This window comes from Flavobacterium sp. 102 (genome assembly GCF_003634615.1).
Lineage (GTDB): Bacteria > Bacteroidota > Bacteroidia > Flavobacteriales > Flavobacteriaceae > Flavobacterium.
In genome coordinates, this window is record NZ_RBKX01000001.1 from 398,704 (window position 1) to 417,424 (window position 18,721).

Here is an 18,721-nt window from a genome sequence, read left to right on the forward strand (position 1 = left end):
TTTGCAGAAAAATAAATAAAATCGATGAAAATCACCATAAAAGAAACCCAAAACCCAACAATAATTAAATTTGAATTTCCGGATTTCATTACTCAAAATGAGAACTTCGAGTTTAAAAACATTGACGAAGCCAAAAATTCACCTTTAGCCCAACAATTATTTTACTTGCCATTTGTAAAAACCGTCTACATTTCCGGTAATTTTATTGCTATCGAACGTTTTAGCATTGTAGAATGGTCAGATGTTCAAGACGCAGTGGCTGAACAAATCGAAAGTTTTGTCAACAATGGCGGCGTTATTGTATTACAAACCGAAAACCCAACCCGAAAACAAGCCATAACTGTTTACGGAGAAACCACACCTAATCCGGCTTCGCTGAAATTTGTAGTCAATAAAGCCTTGACCAAAACCGCTGTCGAATTCAAAAATATTGACGAAGCCAAAGCTTCTCCGTTAGCGCAAGAATTGTTCAAATTCCACTTCGTAAAAGAAATTTTTATCACCGAAAATTATATCTCGGTTACCAAATACGAAAGCACTTCTTGGGACGAAATCACTTTAGAATTGCGAACGTTCATCAAACAATTCATCGAAAACGGCGGAACTGTGTTAGATGAAACCATGATAGTAAATGACGAAAAGCAAGAAAAACAACAAATCAAAAATTTTGACAACCTTGATACAACGTCACAACAAATCATCAATATTCTAGAAGAATATGTAAAACCGGCGGTCGCTGCCGATGGTGGAAATATTCTTTTCGACTCTTATGACGAAACCGAAAAAAGAGTAAAAGTCGTATTGCAAGGTTCTTGCAACGGTTGCCCTTCTTCGACTTTCACCCTAAAAAACGGTATCGAAAATATGCTGAAAGACATGTTGAATGATAAAGACATTGTGGTGGAAGCCATTAATGGATAAGCCGTATTTCAAAATAAAAAACTACCTTTAAGCGTCCAAATCGGAAGCTTTTTTTAATTAAATTTTAGGAGCTGTTTCCCGCTTTCCGCAGTATCTTTTTTTATCACACCGGGCGCAATCAAGACACTCTATTAAAAAAAAGGATACTTGCTGCAATCAGGGCTAAAAAATAAATCATGAACGAACTACATCTGGAAACCAGCCCATACCTACTCCAACACGCCAACAATCCCGTGCATTGGAAAGCTTGGAACGAAAAGTCTTTGGCACAAGCCAAGACAGCAAACAAACTCATCATCATCAGCATAGGTTATTCTGCCTGTCACTGGTGTCACGTAATGGAACACGAAAGTTTTGAAAACGACGATGTTGCCACCGTAATGAACGCCCATTTTGTCAACATCAAAATCGACCGCGAAGAACGTCCGGATATCGACGCTGTTTATATGAAAGCAGTTCAAGTCATGACCGGTCATGGTGGTTGGCCCATGAACGTGGTCACTTTGCCTGATGGCAGACCTATTTGGGGCGGAACGTATTTCAAAAAAAATGAGTGGATCAATTCCTTAGAAAAACTTCAAGAAATTTATACTCAAAACCCGGAAACCATTTTTGAGTATGCACAACAACTGCACGAAGGTTTGCAATCGCTAAGCGTCATTCCAAAAATCGATTCGCCCATTGACCACAATTTAGACAACTTAGAAAAACTGGTGAAAAAATGGCAGAAAAGTTTTGATTGGGAATTTGGCGGTATGGCAAGAGCTCCAAAATTTATGATGCCAACCAATTATGAATTTCTATTGCGATACGGTTACCAAACCCAAAATCAAAGTTTACTCGATTTCACCAATCTTACATTAACCAAAATGGCTTACGGCGGTTTATTCGACACACTCGATGGCGGATTTTCACGTTATTCTGTCGATATGAAATGGCATGTGCCGCATTTTGAAAAAATGTTATATGATAACGGTCAGTTGGTTTCGCTTTACGCGAATGCTTATAAATTAACCCGCAATCCATTATACAAAGAAGTCATCGAAAAGACTTTGACTTTCGTCGAAAAAGAATGGCTGACTTCGGAAGGAAGTTTCTATTCTGCACTCGACGCCGACAGTTTGAATGCCGAAAATCATTTAGAAGAAGGTGCATTTTATGTTTGGACGAAAGAAGAATTACAAGAATTTATTGGTGAAGATTTCGACTTGTTTTCCAAAGTTTTCAATATCAATGAATTTGGTCATTGGGAACACGGTAATTATGTTTTGATTCAAAATCAATCTTTGGCACAAATCGCTGAAAAGCAAAATATGTCTGTGGAAACATTGGCACAAAAAAAAGAATCATGGGAACAAAAACTGTATACTGAAAGAGAAAAACGCAGCAAACCCAGACTCGATGACAAATGCCTGACTTCTTGGAACGCCATAATGCTTAAAGGCTTTGTTGACGCTTTTAAAGCTTTAGGCAGCCCAAAATATTTAAACATCGCTTTGCAAAATGCCCATTTCATCACTAAAAATCTTTGGTCTTCAGATGGCAATTTATTTAGAACGTATAAAAACGGCACTCGAGGCGGAGCCGAACAGAGCGTAGCTAAAGCCACCATCAATGCTTATTTGGAAGATTATGCTCAGGTGATTCAAGGATTTATTGGTTTGTATGAAGCGACTTTGGACGAACAATGGCTGCAAAATGCCAAGCAATTAACAGATTATTGTTTTGATTTTTTCTATAACGAAAAAGAACAGTTTTTTTCTTTTACTTCTCAAAATGACGAAGCCTTAATTACAGCACATTTTGAAGTCGAGGACAATGTGATTCCGGCCGCGAATTCAGTTATGGCGAGTAATTTATTTCGATTGAGTGTTTACTTCAACCATAGTTATTACGAATCGATAGCCGAACAAATGGTGCAAAATATTATTCCTACGATTGATTATCCATCGGCTTTCTCAAATTGGCTGAATGTGCTTTTAAATTATTCGGAACAAAACAAAGAATTGGCGATTTGTGGTGAAAGAGCTTTGGATTATTTGACCCAAATCAACCAACAGTATATGCCTAACCTCATTCTTGCCGGAGCCAAAGTTGATTCCGCTCTGCCATTTTTAGAAAATAGATTTGTGGAAAGTCAAACGTTATTGTATTTGTGCCAGAACAAAACTTGCGATACACCAACCATTGATTTACAAGAAATTATCAATAAAATAACACCAAATTCTTAGAAAAAATTGTAATATTGTTATTATTAACCAATAAAAACAACTGATATGGGATTTGGAGATTTTTTTAAAAATTTGTTCGGAGGCTCTAAAGGTAAAGCCGGAGAACAAGCTAGTAATTTTGCTGATGACGCCATTGAAAAAGCTAAAGAAATAGCTGATCCGGTAGTGGATAAAGTAGAAGAATTTGTGGAAACCGCTAAAGAAAAAATAAGCGAATATGTACCACAAGCGTCTGAAACTATAGACAATGTAGTCGACAACGCCAGAGAAAAAATAAATGAGTTGGCTGAAACTGCCAAAGAAAAAATAAATTCATTTACCAACGATGCTAACGACGCTGTTGATGCAGCTGAAGAAAAAGCTAGTGATGCGGTAAATCGTGTAGAAGAAGACGCAGATTAATTTTAAAAATTATTATTTTTGCTCAATAATTATCTCGCCCCGACTCCCGAGACTTCGGGGCGGGATTTTTTTTACAATATGACTATGAACAGCTCGCTTTCGATTCACTCCTTTGCAGAATACGTTGAACAATTTACCACGTTACTAATCGATTATTCGCCGAAGTTGATTTCGGCGCTAATCATTCTTTTCATCGGATTATATGTCATTCGATTTATCAATCGTTTGGTTAGAAAAATCATGGTAAAAAGAGAATTTGATCCAACTTTATCCAAATTCTTAGCCGATAGTTTACTTTGGGCATTACGCATATTGTTGTTTGTGAGTTTTATTTCCAAATTAGGCATAGAAACTTCTTCATTTGTGGCAATTCTCGGTGCGGCTGGTTTGGCGATTGGTTTGTCACTTCAAGGCTCTTTGTCCAATTTTGCCGGCGGAATGTTGATTATTTTATTCAAACCTTTCAGAGTTGGCGACACCATTGAAGCACAGGGCGTTATTGGAACTGTGTTGGAAATACAGATTTTTGTAACCAAATTAATTACCGGAAACAACCAAACTATTTTTATCCCAAACGGAATTCTATCGAATAATGTAATCATTAATTATTCGATGCAAGGCAACCGCAGAGCAGATTTGTTGTTTTCCCTTTCCTATGATACCAATATTAAAACCGCCAAAGACATCGTCATGAAAGTGATGCAAAACCATCCTAAAGTTTTAAAAAATCCTGCGCCAACAGTTGCTGTGAGAGGTTTAACCGATTCGGCTGTACAATTGTCAATCCGACCTTGGGCGACCAATATCGATTTTAGTGATATGTCTTCTGATATTTTGGAAAACTGTAAAGAAGCTTTTGAAGCGGCCGGAATTTCAATTCAACCATTTGTGCTTGAGACCTCGAAAGGATAATTTATGTTTTTTTAGTCAACATAAAATCTTTCAAGTAAAAAGGCTCAAAGTAAGCCACATCTTCAAACTCATTTTGAATGAATTTTTTATAGCTAATTGGACTCATCTCATTAGCAGAAGGAAATACAATTTCCGATAGAAATACGAAGTTGACTGCGGTCAAAACTGATTGGCATTTTTCCTGACAATCGCCTACAATATAGATGGTTTCTGTCCTATCAGCATAACTGACTTCGGTTAAAACTTCTGCTTGGACTTCTACTATTTTTTGATAATTAGGGTCGAAAACAGCACTATAAACTTCCATTCTCCGCGCGTCAATCATCGGAATAATTAAGCCGTCATTTTGGGTTACTTTTTGGGCCAAAACTTGTAAAGTGTCCACTGAAATTAATGGAATTTGCAACGCATAGCACAAACCTTTTGCCGCCGAAACACCGATGCGCAAACCCGTATAAGATCCAGGACCTTTGCTGATGGCAATCGCTTTCAAATCACGGACTGTAATTCCTGCTTCTTTTAAAATATCTTCTATAAAAACATGCAATTTTTCAGCATGAGAATAACCTTGTTCGGCTATTTCTTTAAGCAATATTGTTTTTCCGTCTTTGGCTAAAGATACTGAGCAATTTTTAGTTGCGGTTTCAATGTTAAGAATGTAGGTCAAAATTTATTTGGCTTTTTCTTTGTCTGTACTGTTTTTCAATTTTACTTTATCACCCGAATTCAGGTCTTTGGTCACCGTAGTATAAGGTCCGATAATCACAACATCCCCTTTTTTCAAACCTGAAACCACTTCAATATTAGTATCATCTTGAATGCCTGTTTTAATGACTCTGATTTTGGCTTTGTCACCAACTTTCACAAATACACATTCAAATTTTTTATCGCTTTTGGCCGTCACTTTTTTCTCTTCCGGCTCTTCCTTAACCATATAGGATTTCGTAGCCGTGGTATCTGATTTCACCAAAACAGAGCTGATTGGCACACCAATTACTTTTTCTTTTCTTGTCGTGATTATGTCAACCGTTGCAGTCATTCCCGGTCTGAACGGCGAAAAATTAGCCGATTTACCTTCTAATAAATCTTGATAAGATTCTTTTAGAATTCTAACTTTTACCTTAAAATTAGTCACTTGATCAGCGGTAGTTGCTGTACTCGCAGAATTAGAAATGCTGGTTACTATGCCTTTGAATTCCTTTTTCAAATAAGCATCAACACTAATATTGGTACTGTCACCAATACTGATTTTAACGATGTCATTTTCGTTTACATCTACTTCCACTTCCATGTTGTCCAAATTGGCTACACGAAGAATTTCCGTTCCGGTCATTTGTTGGGTTCCCAAAACTCTTTCGCCTAATTCGACACCAAGAGAAGAAATTGTTCCGTCTGCCGGAGAATAAATGGTGGTTCTTCCTAAGTTGTCTTTAGCTTCTCTTACCGTGGCGTTAGCACTTTGTACATTGTAATAAGCGGATTCTTTGTTGGCTTTAGCACCTTCAAAAGTAGCGGTTGCTTTGTCCCATTCTGATTTGGAAATGATGCCTTTGTCAAAAAGCGTTTTGCTTCTGTCGTAACTGGCTTTTGCTTCTTTAAATGTAGCGTCGGCCTGACTCAAACCGGCTTTGGTTCCAGACAAGTTAGAAATCGTTCTGTTGTAGCCTGAAGTATATAAATCGGGATTGATTTTGACTAAAAGTTGTCCTTTTTTAACCACTTGTCCTTCTTTGATGGGCAAATCGATAATTTCTCCCGAAACCTCAGAAGAGATTTTTACCTCAATTTCCGGTTGAATTTTACCGGTAGCCGAAACCGTTTCGATAATTGTAATTTCATCGGCTTTAGCAGTTTCTACCTCAATGATACCATCATCTGCACCGATTACTCCATTTTTCTTTAAAATCACTAATACTATTAAAAGCAACGCGATTATTCCTACTAACCAATATATTTTCTTTTTTGACATGTTTTATTGTTTTTGAATGATTGGGATTCCAAAATAGAGTTCTACGACTTTCGTTTTAAAGATGTAATCGTATTTGGCACGAATCACATCCGATTGGGAATTGATGTATAACGTTTGCGATTGATTGTAGTCAAAGGCATTCATCATTCCAACTGCATATTTTTCTTTCGCATAATTAAACGCTTCTTGTCTGGCTTCCAAAGTAGCAATAGAAGCTTCATAAGTATTGAGTGCGCCTTTGGTATCGGTTATGGCTTTATAGACATTGGTTTCCAAATCTATTTTTGCCTGATCAAAAGTATTTTTAGACCTTTCATAAGCTATTTTAGATCGATCTACATTATTCTTTGCTGAAAAACCATTGAATATTGGCACATTCAGTTGGAGTCCGAAGTTGTGCCCTTTGTTATCACTAAACTGGTCAAAAACAGGGAGTGGTCCGGCGATTATCGGCACACCATTAGAGTCGACTCCAATTATTCTGTCGGAGTAACTGGCGTTGGTTCCAAAATTATACCCAAAAGAAAGGCTCGGTTGTAAAGCGCCTTTGGCAATTTTTATATCGCGTTCGGCTAAATCAAGATTGGCTTTCGCAATTTTAATTTCTACACGAACTTCATTGGCTTTGGCTACAATAGCTTCCGGCGACTCTGCCATCACCGGACTTGGTGTAGGCTCAATATCAACATCGGCTATATCAAAAGAGGCAAAATCTTCCAGGCGAAGTAATTGGGCTAAGCTCAATCGCGAAATAAGTAAAGCATTTTCTGCCACAACAACTTTTTGTTTATCTGAAGCGACCGTAGCTCTCATATCTAATAAGTCTCCACGAGGCACCATTCCGGCATCAACTAACTCTTGTGCGCGAATCAACTGTTTTTCATCATTGGTTAATTGGCTTTGCTGTACTTTTAAGTTTTCTCTGTTAAATAAAATATCCAAATAAGCATTGGCGACAAATAGTGAAATATCATCTTGCATTTTGGTCAATTGGTATTGAGAAGCCAATTGTGCTAATTTGGCTCTTCGCAGTCGGTTTTGATTTTGCAAACCATTGTAAAGATCAACACTTGAACTTAAACTCATTTGGGTAAATTGAGTAGTTTGATTTTCACGTGCGTTAGTCACCGGGTTGATGTTAGCTCCAATGCTCCAAGAATGTTGACTGCTGGCATTTAAGCTCGGAAAAAAGTTGCCCACAGCCGCTTTTTTGTCAATGTCCGCTAATCTTACATCGAGTTCCGATTGCTTGATGGAAATATTGTTTTTCATAGCATAAGCTACGCACTCTTCAATAGTCCATTTTTTTGTTTGTGCCAATGAACTAAATCCCAACAACAAGACAAAAGTAAGTAAGAGGTGAATTTTTATTATTTTCATATTAAAACAGGTAATCAAACCCAAATTCCTTGAATAAACAAAGATATTATTTTTGGCTTTTATTTCTTAATTAAAGACTCAATGTTTTAGACACTTTTTTTTTAATAATGTTACAGTCGGTTACGATATTTACATTTATTTTTGACAAAAATATTTTTATTTATGTCAGCCATTAAATCAATTCTCTTTCTGCTTCTCTTTTCAATTCTGATAAACAGCTGCGCTACTACTCAAAGAATCGAGGCTTTAAAACCACTCCCATCAAATGACGCACCAATGGTTTATAAAACGAAGACCTCCTTTGTTAATATGCCTTTGGAAATATCTTTGAAAGAAATAGAGAATCAATTGAACAAAACCATGAATGGTCTTATATATGACGATTCAAATTTAGCTGATGATAAAACCGAAATGAAAATTTGGAAAACCGCTCCAATCAAATTGGTAGAAAAAAACGGTAAAATTCAAACTACAATGCCTTTGAAAATTTGGGCCAAAATAAAATACGGAACTGATTTCATGGGCTTAAACGACACTCGCGAAATCAATTTAAACGGAACCATTACGATGGTTAGCGATGTAAAACTATCCAATTGGAAATTATCAACTACTTCTAAAATCGAAGATTTTGAATGGTCTGAAAGTCCGACGATATTGGTTTCCGGAAAATATGTGCCAATTACTTATATCATCAATCCGACACTTTCCATCTTTAAATCAAAAGTAGCCAAAAAAATAGACGAAGCCATCGAAAAGTCCTGTGATTTCAAACCTTATGTATTGGATGTCTTGGAAAACATGAGCACGCCGTTTGTAACCAGTGAACAATACCAAACTTGGTTCAAGTTGATTCCGATAGAAGTTTATGTTACCGATGCTGTTTTAAGCAAAAGTGAGATTAAAATGGATTTAGGATTGAAATGCAATATGCAAACTATGGTAGGTTTGAAACCCAAAAACACTTTTGACCGAGAGGCCATTCAATTTAAAGCCGTGACTAAAATACCAACCACTGTTTCGGCTAATGTGGCCGCCATTTCTACTTATGAAAGTGCTTCGAAAATTATTACGGCCAATTTCAAAGGCAAGGAATTTGCTTCCGGCAGTCGAAAAATAACGATTGAAAATGTAGCCATGTGGCAAAAAGACGGCAAAATTATCATTGCTTTAGACATGAGTGGGAGCATCAACGGCAGTATTTATTTGTCGGGAATTCCAAATTACAATGCGATTACCAAAGAAATTTATTTTGACCAAATGGATTATGTGCTGAACTCAAAAGGCATTTTAACCAGAACCGCCAATTGGTTATTGCAAGGGGTAATTTTGAGAAAAATTCAAGAAAATTGTCGCTATTCCATCAAAGCGAATTTAGAAGAAGGTAAAAAAAGTCTACTGCCTTACTTGAACAATTATTCCCCCATGAAAGGAGTTTTCGTAAACGGAACCATGAATGATTTTGAATTTGAAAAAGTAGAAGTTACAGATAAAGCCATTATCGCCTTTATTACAACTACCGGAAAAATGAGTGTGAAAATTGACGGAATGGAGTAAAGTCAGTTCTCAGTGTTCAGTTGGCAGTGTTCAGTTTCCAATAGAATGAAATGACAACCTATTTCTTTTTGTAATACATTTTATAGACCACGAAACCAATTCCGGCCACTATAATATAAGGAATGGCCATTAGGAAAACGATTCCGTCGTTTACAGCTTCTACTTTGGCATTATTTCCGGAACTTTCTAGTGCTGCTCTGCACATAGCGCATTGCGCAGTTGAGGCAATAGGCATTAGGCAATAGGCAATAAGTAATAAGACCTTACCACTGACACTTTTGACTTTTGGCTTTTGGCTTTTGGCTTTAGTTAGCATAATAAGGCGAAATCATCAAATAAACCACTACGCCGGTTACGGCAACATACAACCAAATAGGAAAAGTAATTTTGGCTAGTTTTTTATGTCTGTCAAAACGTTCGGCTAAAGCCCTCACATAAGTAAACAACACCATTGGAATAATCGCTATTGACAAAAGAATATGTGAAATCAAAATGAAAAAGTATACGCTACGCATCGAACCGGCATTGGCCAATTCTTTGTCATCTAAAAGTCCGTCCGCATTGATATCTCCGTATTTCGTAGAATCAGCCGACATGTGATAAGCGACATACATAACTAGAAAAACCACAGAACAGGCAATAGCTAAAGTCATAATCCTTTCATGCACCTTTCTATTCCCGTTTTTAATAGCCAATACGCCCATAATTAAAAGCAAGGCCGTCACCGCATTGATTGATGCATAAATTGGCGGCAAAAAGCTTAAGGGCTCTATATTGATTCCGAAATCTTTTAGCTTTACGGTAAACAAAACAGCTACCGCTATCGGGATAATTATAGAAACCGCAATAATGGAACCTCTAAATTTTCTTTCCAAGGTTTTATTCTCCTGATTATTCATTTAATAACTTTTTAATGTCTTCAATTATCGCTTTTACTCCTTTTTTATCCAATCCGTCATAATACAAAATAGGATTGCCAAATTTATCTTTTCTACATCTGATATTACCTTCTTTGTCAATCAAAGCGAAAAGCCCTGAGTGTTCGAAGCCACCTGCTGCTTTTTTATCTTCTCCGGCATAAATATTAAATCCTTTATTAGAAATACCATAAATATACTCTTTGTCACCGGTTAAAAAATGCCAATTGGAAGATTTTGCTCCGATAAGTTCCGCGTGTTCTTTTAAAACCTTGGCAGTATCATATTCCGGATTAATAGTGATTGACGCTATTCCGAAATTAGGATTGCCAAAGAACTCATTTTGAATGTCCACCATATTTTTATTCATGATGGGACAAATAGAAGGACAAGTCGAGAAGAAAAACTCTAATACATATACTTTCCCTTTATAAGATTCGTTGGTGATTTTTTCATTGTTCTGATTGGTGAGTTCAAAACTTGGTGCCGGTCCAATCGTTAACAAACCGTTTTCAGCTTTTTTATTATTGGAAACTGCATCAATTCTATCCCCTTGAACAACTGTGCCGTTTTTTACTCTATTGATGATTTTGGGAATAAAAATAATTCCAAAGACCAAAATGATAAAGGATAATCCGATGTATGATTTATTTTTCATATGGCTAAATCTAAATTTTTCTGTCTGCGTTGTTTCGTTTTAAAGCCAAACGGTATTCGGCCAAAATAATTTTTACATCATCCATCATATCATTATGCAAATCGGCTGCTGATGTCGTGTTGTAACCTTCTTTGTATTCCGGTTTACCTTGATCGCTTTTCCCTTTTCGCCCGCGAAGATTTCTTTTCTTGTCGACTATATAAACGTAAGGCGTTCCAAAGTTATCGTCTAACTTGCCTAATAACTTTAATTGGGCATGATACGCTTGAATGGCTTCCGGTTTGGCAAAAACAAAATGATAACCCGAAACATCGGTTAACGCATCTAATTCCTTTAAAAGTCTTTGGGCTTGTGCCTCGGTTCCTTCCGGTGCTATAAATACAAATTGAAAATCTTTAAATTCTCTGTATTTGTTGTATATCTTTTGATTGAGCGTGAAAAAATTACCGCTATTCGCCATGATATTCTCTCCGGCAAAACCGAGTATTGTTATTTTAGCATCTAAAGTAACTTTTTTATCATTGAGGGTTTTCCATTGGGCATCAACATTTGGAATCGTTGGCGTAATGGTTGGCAAAGTGATAAAACTATTTACACCCGAAGCAAAGAAAAGATAGGCTACGATGGGTAAAACAAACAAGATGAAAAGGACAAGATTTTTTTTCATTAGGATAGTGAAAATCAGTGGTACAAAAATAAAAAAATCCCGACTGAATCGGGACTTTTTTTTGAATTAATATATTGTTAAAAATTCCATTTAATAGTAGAATCTTTAAAAATCCCGTAGATATAATCTGCTTCGACCAATAATATAAAAAGTAAATATAATACAAGGAAAATAACGGTGGCAACAACTGCCCATTTCAAGCTATTTCTTTCACCTTCCATGTGCATAAAAGCCCAAACAATATAGTAAGCTTTGTACAAGGTTAAGACAATGAAAACCCAGTTAAGCAAATTCATGCTTAAAAAGTTATTCATAAATAAAGCATCCGGTCTAACAATCCCTAAAGCAACCTCAACGATAGTTACGACAGATAAAAGGATAAAAACTTTCCAGATTCTTGATGTATTTGATACATGTTCGTGTGCGTGTGACATAATATTGTAAGTTTTCTATAATTAAACTAAGTAGAAGAATGTAAATACGAATACCCAAACTAAATCAACAAAGTGCCAATAAAGTCCCACTTTCTCTACCATTTCATAACTTCTTCTCTTTTCATAAGTTCCTAAAAGAACATTGAAATAGATGATGATATTGATAATTACTCCCGAGAACACGTGGAATCCGTGGAATCCTGTAATGAAGAAAAAGAAATCAGCAAACAATTTGCTACCGTATTCGTTTCTTTCCAAGTTAGCTCCTTCAACTACTAAATGAGCGTTTCCAATCATTACTTCTGATTCGGCTCTGTTTAGAATTTCTCTGTGTTTGTTTTTATTTAAACCAGGTTGTAAAGTTTTATTGGCTTTGTCTTCTTTGGTATCTCTGTAGATTTTTTCGGTTCTAACCAACAATTCAGGATGGGCTTTGAAACCGGCTTGTATTTCGGCAACTGAATAAGTAGGCAAAGCCGCTTCATCAGAAAACCAAACTCCATTACTGCGTTTGTGTTGTTCTCTTGTTTCCGGAAGTTGTACCGCAAAGTCTTCTAATTTAACTCTTTTACCTGTATTATCAACGAATTGAATGATACTTCCACCTTTAGTTTCAATAGCACCGTATTCCCCTTTGATGAAGTTTTTCCATTCCCAAGCTTGCGAACCAACGAAAATCAAACCTCCGATAATGGTTAACAACATATAGAAAGCCACTTTCTTTTGTTTCATTTGGTGACCGGCATCAACAGCCAATACCATTGTTACAGAGGAGAAAATCAAAATAAAAGTCATCAACGCTACGTAATACATTGGTGCAGGAACGCCATGTAAAAACGGGAAGTGCGTAAACACCTCATCGGCAATTGGCCAATTATCAATAAATTTAAATCTTGAAAATCCGTATGCCGCAAGGAAACCCGAGAAGGTCAAGGCATCCGATACGATAAAAAACCACATCATCAATTTGCCATAACTGGCACCCATTGGCTCATTTCCGCCACCCCAAGTATTTTCGTTTGTATTTGCAGTAGTAACTGTAGCTCCCATAAAAGTTATATAGTTAAAAAGTTCCCAAATTTAGATTTTTTTTCTTATTTAAAGAAATATAAAAAGAAAAACAAACAAATCCACAAGAAATCAAGAAAGTGCCAGTACATTGCACCTAGCTCAATTCCAAGTGTTTGACTTGAATTGTATTTTTGTTTAAAATGATTATAAATTATGATTAAAAGCGAAATAATTCCTCCGGCGAGGTGAGCCAAGTGTACTACGGCAATTACGTAGAGAAAAGTTGTCGCAATATTGCTCTCCGGTCCGGTAAAATAATAGCCTTGTTTTATCAATTGCTCAAAGCCATTAAACTGTAAAAACACGAAGGTAATTCCGAAACCTAAAGTCAGTAAAAGAAAACTTGTAGTTGCTTTTCTGTCGTCTTTTTGAATGGCTTTCTTGGCCAAATGAAAAGTTACACTACATAATATGATTGCCAAAGTACTAAAGTAAAAAGAAGTCGGCATTTGAAAATCTTTAATCCAATCTTCTCTTGACTTACTTACTACAAAAGCACTGGTAATTCCGGCAAACATCATGGTCATACTGGCCATAGCAAACCACAACAGCAATTTGTATGATCTTGCAGTTCTTGATTTATGTTCCTCGGCGGTCATTGTTGTTGGTGCCATAACTATCTTAAAAATTTATCGGTAATATAAACTATTTGTAACAAAGTAATATAAGAAACACTTACTAACATAAGTGTTCTGGCAGCTTTAGCAGTTCTGAGTTGATACAACTTTACAGCGTAAAAAATCATCCAAAGCCCGAGCAAAAATACAATTCCTGCCGCAATTGGCGAAATAAATAATCGTCCGGTATACCCTAAACTTGGCAATAAAGAGGCAACTAACAACCAAACCGAATATAAAATCGTCTGTAAAGCTGTTGAAGTGTCTTTTTTACCCGTTGGCAACATAAAGAAACCTGCTTTTTCGTAGTCTTCATATAAAAACCAACCTATCGCCCAAAAATGAGGAAATTGCCAAAAAAACTGTATTAAAAACAAAGTTCCCGCTTCAATTCCAAAATGGTTTGTTGCGGCAACCCAGCCTAACATAAAAGGAATCGCACCAGGAAAGGCACCCACAAAAACCGAAAGCGGCGTATGAACCTTTAAGGGCGTGTAAATACTCGTATATAAAAAGATGGAAATCGCACCAAACATGGCTGATTTAGGATTAATCAAATACAATAAAACCAAACCGATGATGGTCAACAAACTAGCCACAAACAAAGCGTGATTCGGAGACATTCTACCCGAAGCCACCGGACGGTTTTTTGTTCTGTCCATTAAAGCGTCAAGATCTTTCTCGATGACTTGGTTAAACGCATTAGAAGCACCAACCATACAGTAACCGCCAACGGCCAACATCAATAAAGTAGACACTTTTAAATCTTGAAAATCCACCACACCAAGCAAATAACCGGCAATAGAAGAAAATACTACGCTGATAGCTAAACCTGCTTTGGTGATTTCCTTGAAATCAATCGCAATTTGTTTAAGAGAAAATGTAGTAGCAGTAGCGTTCATCCGTAGTTTTATTCCGAATTCTCAGAACTGCTGCAAAGGTACTTTATAGAAAACGATTTGACAAAAAAATATTGAAGATATATTGAACGATTTTTAAGTATTAGAAGCGAATGGTCATTGTGTGTCAGTAATCCATTTTCCCGCCATCCGTTATACAAGGTGCCACTACTGTCGGGGCTAAAAGGAAGCCGTTTTAATTCTTGGTAACCAGTAAAAAATACAAATCAACGTCTAGTAATCAAAATACCAGTTAAAAATATCACATCTCAATCCGATAGAAAACCAAGTGGTGCTTTCTTTTACGGCAAGCGCCGTTTCAGTGGCAGGCGTAAAATTTCTGTAAATTAAACTCCCATACAACTTCATATTCGTCATCGGATTAATCAAATAACCGGCTTGTAAATCGGCGATAAAAACATTGGTTTTATTGCCTTGTCCAACGACAACTCCGGTATCAAAAGGCCGGTCTAAATCATAATCCCGGTAAATATCGCTCCCGTAGTTAAAAGTATCTGTTGCATTGTTGAAATCTAAACCTCTTGTTCCAATGGTAACTTTGGCATCAGCAAAATAGCGACCATTATGGTAGCGCGCAATGGCAATCAACTCTCTGAAATTTCCGCCCCATTGGTGACCCAAACTTTGGTTGTTGTGACCATAATTGGTAATGGCTTCGCTATGCGCATAAACATACGGTCGAACCACATTGTATTCTCCTTGCAGTAAAAGGTTTTTAATATTAAAAGCGTTGAAATATTTGGCTCCCAATTGGTACCCAAATTTATTCTTCCAACTTTTTTCTCCGGCTTTGATATCATTTAACGAGAATTCATCTAACAAAAATTGTCCGTAAAACTGAATTTGGTTATTGAACTTGAATTTTGAAGTCAATCCCAATAAAGCATTTCCACTACGTGCCGAAGAAGCAAACTCCACCGAACGATAGAATATAATTGGATTCGCAAAACTCATATCAAAACCACGATTGTTTTTATTGGTCCAAACCACCGACTCAAACAAACCAATATTCCATCGGTTGGTGACATTCAAACTTAAATAATGACTGGCCGCAAACTTCGTCGCATAAGTTCGATCTACCGTAACGTCCGGACGAACATCTTTTAACCAAGTGTAAATGTTGGTGTATTTGATTTTCCAAAAAGACGTATTCAATTTAAAATACGGATACGGACTAGCGCCATCACCCAACAATAGCGAACGATAACCATCACCAATAAAATTGCGACCATAACCCAAATTCATATTCAGAAACTTACTTGGTGTATACGCCAAATTAGCTTCGGCTAAAGGAAAATCATACGCATCAGATTTAAACCCTTTCGCAATTCCGATTCCGGGAATAATCGCCGGATTTCCACCAGCCGGAGCCAATGATTCCGCATAGCGATTGAAATAATCAGCAAAACGTCCTTGACTTTCATAAACCGTTGTGGTAAAATTGATTGTTGCGCCCAAACCACCGTTAAACTGAATTCCACGCGTATTGACATAAGTATAACTGGAAACACTCGGATCGCTTTTCCCAAATTGTAAATCCAAAATTGGGTTTAGCGTAAACCAATAGTCTTCGCCTTGGATTTGAACCAAATTTTCATTCCAAAACTTTTTGCCCCACCAACCTTGTTTGTTCTTGGCTAACTTTTTATTTTCGGCGGTCAAATCGTAATACTTGGAAACATCCGCATAAGAAAAGGGCTTGGAAGCAGTATGATTATTCGCCCCAACTTGGTTCATTTCGTCATCAAATTGCGCATAATAACTATGCGAAAACGGAATATTCAAATGACTTTGGAATTGTGGATTGTCAAATTTTGTGTACTTAATGCTATCTAACTCGGTTAAGGGTTTGTGGTTAGGTTTGTAAAAATTAGATTTTGCTTCCGCCCCTTTTTCAGCTTCCTTTTGCGCTTCTCTTTCGGCTACACTTTGCAACGGAATGGCAATTTTTATAGTGTATTTGGCATAAGTCGGATTTCCGTTATACGTTGCCGGACTGATTTTTGGCATTTGCCCAAAAACTCTTTTGCTTTCGGTGACCAAAGTTTCATCTACGGCGTCGACATAAATCACTTTAAAACTTCCTTTATCATCTACTTCAAAAAGCACAATAACATTTCCTTTAAAATTACTTTCTTTCAAATTATTGGGCACTTTGAAATTATTGTACACAAAATTTTGCACTTCGTTATAAAAACAAGTTTCTAAAGCACTAAATTCCTGACCTTCACAAGCCGGAAATACCGGAAATCGTTCTGTAGCTTTTTGTGCTACTTGCGCATTAGACAATAAGGAAAACAGGAATAAAAAGGAAAATATATTTTTCATATTTCGGAATAATAATATTAATAATTGCCCGAGGCAGTTTGGCCATGAGCAATAGTTTTGGCGGCAGAAGTACCAATTCTTTTCACACCTAATCGAATCATTTCTTCTGCTTCTTGATAAGTCCGAACACCGCCAGCGGCTTTAACCGGTAAAGGCGAAGCATTTTCGAGCATCATAATTATGGTTGGAAAAGTAGCGCCATTGGGCAAATTGTTTTCTGTCTTGTAAAAACCGGTTGACGATTTCACGAACACATTGAAATAATAATCTTCTTTGAAATTAGGAATCACTACATTTTTGATCAAAGCCGAAATTTGAATAATTTGAGCATCGGTTAATGCCGCAACTTCTATAATCCACTTGGCTACTTTATGGTTATCAAAAGCGAGTTTGGTTCCTTTTAAGACTTCGGTTTTTACTAAGTCGAATTCCCCATTTTTAAAGGCTTCGTAATTACAAACATAATCCAATTCATCTACTCCGTCTTCAATGGCTTTTTGGGCTTCGGCTAATTTTTCTTCAAGAGAATCAGTTCCTTCCGGAAAAGAGATTACCGTTCCGATAAGCAATTTCGATTTGGCTTTGGAAATCATTTCTTTGGCCATTTTGACTTTATCAGGTCTGATCATAATCAATTTAAAACCTTCTTCAATAGCTTCTTGAATAAAACCTTGAACAATCAGGTCATTTTCCTTCTCAGATAAACCTGCTTGGCTTGCTGTTTTTAAATAAGTAGAATCGAGATACTGTTTTATATTCATATGATGTAAAATCTATTTGTCAGTGGTTATATAGGGTATCGCCTTTTGTTAATTGATATTTGCTTGCAACAAACTTCTTGTCAATGGCGATTTCATGCTATAAAAGTAAAAAAAAATCCCGAATCCCGAGACTTCGGGACGGGACATTTATGGTAAGTTAGATGGATTATTGGTTTTAGGCTTTCTTTGCTATTTTAATTAAAACAAAAACCAGAAAAGCAGTCATAGCTCCGCCAAAATTGGCCAGTACATCTAAACAATCGGCTTGTCTTGTTTTGGTAAAAGCGCCTTGCAAAAACTCGATTAAAATTCCGAAACAAAGAGAAGTCAAAACAACATAAAACAACATTCTTAAGGCAATATGATTTTGTTTCAACCAAAAGTAACAGCTCCAAAGTAACGTAAAAACCAAATGGAAAGTAAAGTGCCCATACTTGTCAGCGCCGGAAACTTTAACCTTTGGCAAATCATTGAAATTAACCAAACAAAGTACCAATATTAAAAAAGTCCAGCCAATGGCCAGACTTAGTATTGTTTTTTTAAGCACCGATTAAGGCTTTATAATCTTCACTTGACAGCAAATCTCCGATTTCCTCTTGGTTACTGATTTTTAATTTTATCATCCAACCTTTTCCGTAAGGATCTGAATTTACATGTTCAGGAGTTACTTCCAAGTCTTCGTTGAATTCGGTGATTTCTCCTGAAAGCGGTAAGAACAAATCAGAAACAGTTTTCACCGCTTCAACAGTTCCGAACACTTCATCTTTGTCAAGAGTTTGGTCTAAAGTTTCTACTTCTACATAAACGATGTCGCCTAATTCTTTTTGGGCAAAATCGGTAATTCCTACTGTTGCTACATCGCCATCAATCAAAACCCATTCGTGGTCTTTGGTATACTTTAAATTACTTGGTATATTCATTAGTTAGTTTGTTAAAAGTTGTGTTTTAAAATTTTCTCCAAAAGTATAATTTCTCTACA

Annotated in this window: 20 protein-coding genes; 5 read left to right on the forward strand and 15 right to left on the reverse strand. The window is 36.6% G+C overall.

Features of this window, described 5'->3' with window-relative positions; genetic code table 11:
* Positions 1 to 24 precede the first annotated feature (24 nt).
* The 4 genes from C8C84_RS01825 (at position 25) to C8C84_RS01840 (ending at position 4,466) form a co-directional block, all read left to right on the forward strand.
* A complete protein-coding gene (locus C8C84_RS01825; RefSeq protein WP_121311903.1) occupies positions 25 to 921 on the forward strand; it encodes a NifU family protein in 897 nt (298 codons plus the stop codon).
* A gap of 176 nt (positions 922 to 1,097) precedes the next feature.
* The gene (locus C8C84_RS01830; RefSeq protein WP_121311904.1) at positions 1,098 to 3,152 is read left to right on the forward strand and encodes a thioredoxin domain-containing protein; all 2,055 of its coding nucleotides are present in this window, start codon (positions 1,098 to 1,100) and stop codon (positions 3,150 to 3,152) included.
* Between the two features lie 45 nt (positions 3,153 to 3,197).
* Positions 3,198 to 3,554 carry an Rv0909 family putative TA system antitoxin gene (locus tag C8C84_RS01835; RefSeq protein WP_121311905.1) on the forward strand — a complete coding sequence of 119 codons (357 nt, stop codon included), beginning with the start codon at positions 3,198 to 3,200 and terminating at the stop codon, positions 3,552 to 3,554.
* 84 nt (positions 3,555 to 3,638) lie between these two features.
* Positions 3,639 to 4,466 carry a mechanosensitive ion channel family protein gene (locus C8C84_RS01840; protein ID WP_121314938.1) on the forward strand — a complete coding sequence of 276 codons (828 nt, stop codon included), beginning with the start codon at positions 3,639 to 3,641 and terminating at the stop codon, positions 4,464 to 4,466.
* A gap of 1 nt (position 4,467) precedes the next feature.
* Here the strand turns inward: C8C84_RS01840 and tsaB are convergent, their stop codons facing one another.
* The 3 genes from tsaB to C8C84_RS01855 are packed head-to-tail and all read right to left on the reverse strand — an operon-like array spanning position 4,468 to position 7,815.
* Positions 4,468 to 5,133: a tRNA (adenosine(37)-N6)-threonylcarbamoyltransferase complex dimerization subunit type 1 TsaB gene (gene tsaB / locus C8C84_RS01845; protein ID WP_121311906.1), complete on the reverse strand. Its 666-nt coding sequence runs from the start codon at positions 5,131 to 5,133 to the stop codon at positions 4,468 to 4,470.
* 3 nt (positions 5,134 to 5,136) lie between these two features.
* On the reverse strand, positions 5,137 to 6,435 hold the full coding sequence (locus tag C8C84_RS01850; protein ID WP_121311907.1) for an efflux RND transporter periplasmic adaptor subunit: 1,299 nt from the start codon (positions 6,433 to 6,435) through the stop codon (positions 5,137 to 5,139).
* A 3-nt stretch (positions 6,436 to 6,438) separates the two neighbouring features.
* A complete protein-coding gene (locus tag C8C84_RS01855) occupies positions 6,439 to 7,815 on the reverse strand; it encodes a TolC family protein (protein ID WP_121311908.1) in 1,377 nt (458 codons plus the stop codon).
* 162 nt (positions 7,816 to 7,977) lie between these two features.
* Here C8C84_RS01855 and C8C84_RS01860 point away from each other — a divergent pair, with 162 nt between their 5' ends.
* Positions 7,978 to 9,369 carry a DUF4403 family protein gene (locus C8C84_RS01860; RefSeq protein WP_121311909.1) on the forward strand — a complete coding sequence of 464 codons (1,392 nt, stop codon included), beginning with the start codon at positions 7,978 to 7,980 and terminating at the stop codon, positions 9,367 to 9,369.
* Between the two features lie 58 nt (positions 9,370 to 9,427).
* On the opposite strand, the gene C8C84_RS01865 is transcribed toward C8C84_RS01860, so the two are convergent.
* The 12 genes from C8C84_RS01865 to gcvH form a co-directional block, all read right to left on the reverse strand.
* Positions 9,428 to 9,685, reverse strand: a complete 258-nt coding sequence (locus C8C84_RS01865) for a hypothetical protein (protein WP_121311910.1) — start codon at positions 9,683 to 9,685, stop codon at positions 9,428 to 9,430.
* Complete coding sequence (locus C8C84_RS01870) at positions 9,675 to 10,268, reverse strand: DUF420 domain-containing protein (RefSeq protein WP_121311911.1); 594 nt, start codon at positions 10,266 to 10,268, stop codon at positions 9,675 to 9,677. The genes C8C84_RS01865 and C8C84_RS01870 overlap by 11 nt, the downstream gene beginning before the upstream one ends.
* On the reverse strand, positions 10,261 to 10,944 hold the full coding sequence (locus tag C8C84_RS01875; RefSeq protein ID WP_121311912.1) for an SCO family protein: 684 nt from the start codon (positions 10,942 to 10,944) through the stop codon (positions 10,261 to 10,263). Before C8C84_RS01875 ends, C8C84_RS01870 begins: the two co-directional genes overlap by 8 nt.
* 10 nt (positions 10,945 to 10,954) lie before the next feature.
* On the reverse strand, positions 10,955 to 11,611 hold the full coding sequence (locus C8C84_RS01880) for a hypothetical protein (protein WP_121311913.1): 657 nt from the start codon (positions 11,609 to 11,611) through the stop codon (positions 10,955 to 10,957).
* A 77-nt stretch (positions 11,612 to 11,688) separates the two neighbouring features.
* Positions 11,689 to 12,045, reverse strand: a complete 357-nt coding sequence (locus tag C8C84_RS01885) for a cytochrome C oxidase subunit IV family protein (RefSeq protein ID WP_121311914.1) — start codon at positions 12,043 to 12,045, stop codon at positions 11,689 to 11,691.
* Between the two features lie 21 nt (positions 12,046 to 12,066).
* Positions 12,067 to 13,095: a cytochrome c oxidase subunit 3 gene (locus tag C8C84_RS01890; protein ID WP_121311915.1), complete on the reverse strand. Its 1,029-nt coding sequence runs from the start codon at positions 13,093 to 13,095 to the stop codon at positions 12,067 to 12,069.
* A 44-nt stretch (positions 13,096 to 13,139) separates the two neighbouring features.
* Positions 13,140 to 13,730 (reverse strand): cytochrome c oxidase subunit 3, encoded by a 591-nt coding sequence (locus tag C8C84_RS01895; RefSeq protein WP_121311916.1) that lies wholly within the window; start codon positions 13,728 to 13,730, stop codon positions 13,140 to 13,142.
* Positions 13,731 to 13,732: 2 nt separating this feature from the next.
* The gene (gene cyoE / locus C8C84_RS01900; RefSeq protein ID WP_199717086.1) at positions 13,733 to 14,635 is read right to left on the reverse strand and encodes a heme o synthase; all 903 of its coding nucleotides are present in this window, start codon (positions 14,633 to 14,635) and stop codon (positions 13,733 to 13,735) included.
* A gap of 231 nt (positions 14,636 to 14,866) precedes the next feature.
* Positions 14,867 to 16,981, reverse strand: a complete 2,115-nt coding sequence (locus C8C84_RS01905) for a gliding motility protein RemB (protein WP_121311918.1) — start codon at positions 16,979 to 16,981, stop codon at positions 14,867 to 14,869.
* Between the two features lie 17 nt (positions 16,982 to 16,998).
* Positions 16,999 to 17,742 (reverse strand): deoxyribose-phosphate aldolase, encoded by a 744-nt coding sequence (gene deoC / locus C8C84_RS01910; protein WP_121311919.1) that lies wholly within the window; start codon positions 17,740 to 17,742, stop codon positions 16,999 to 17,001.
* A 175-nt stretch (positions 17,743 to 17,917) separates the two neighbouring features.
* The gene (locus C8C84_RS01915; RefSeq protein WP_158592542.1) at positions 17,918 to 18,208 is read right to left on the reverse strand and encodes a VanZ family protein; all 291 of its coding nucleotides are present in this window, start codon (positions 18,206 to 18,208) and stop codon (positions 17,918 to 17,920) included.
* 73 nt (positions 18,209 to 18,281) lie between these two features.
* Positions 18,282 to 18,662 (reverse strand): glycine cleavage system protein GcvH, encoded by a 381-nt coding sequence (gene gcvH / locus C8C84_RS01920; protein WP_121311921.1) that lies wholly within the window; start codon positions 18,660 to 18,662, stop codon positions 18,282 to 18,284.
* Positions 18,663 to 18,721 lie beyond the last annotated feature (59 nt).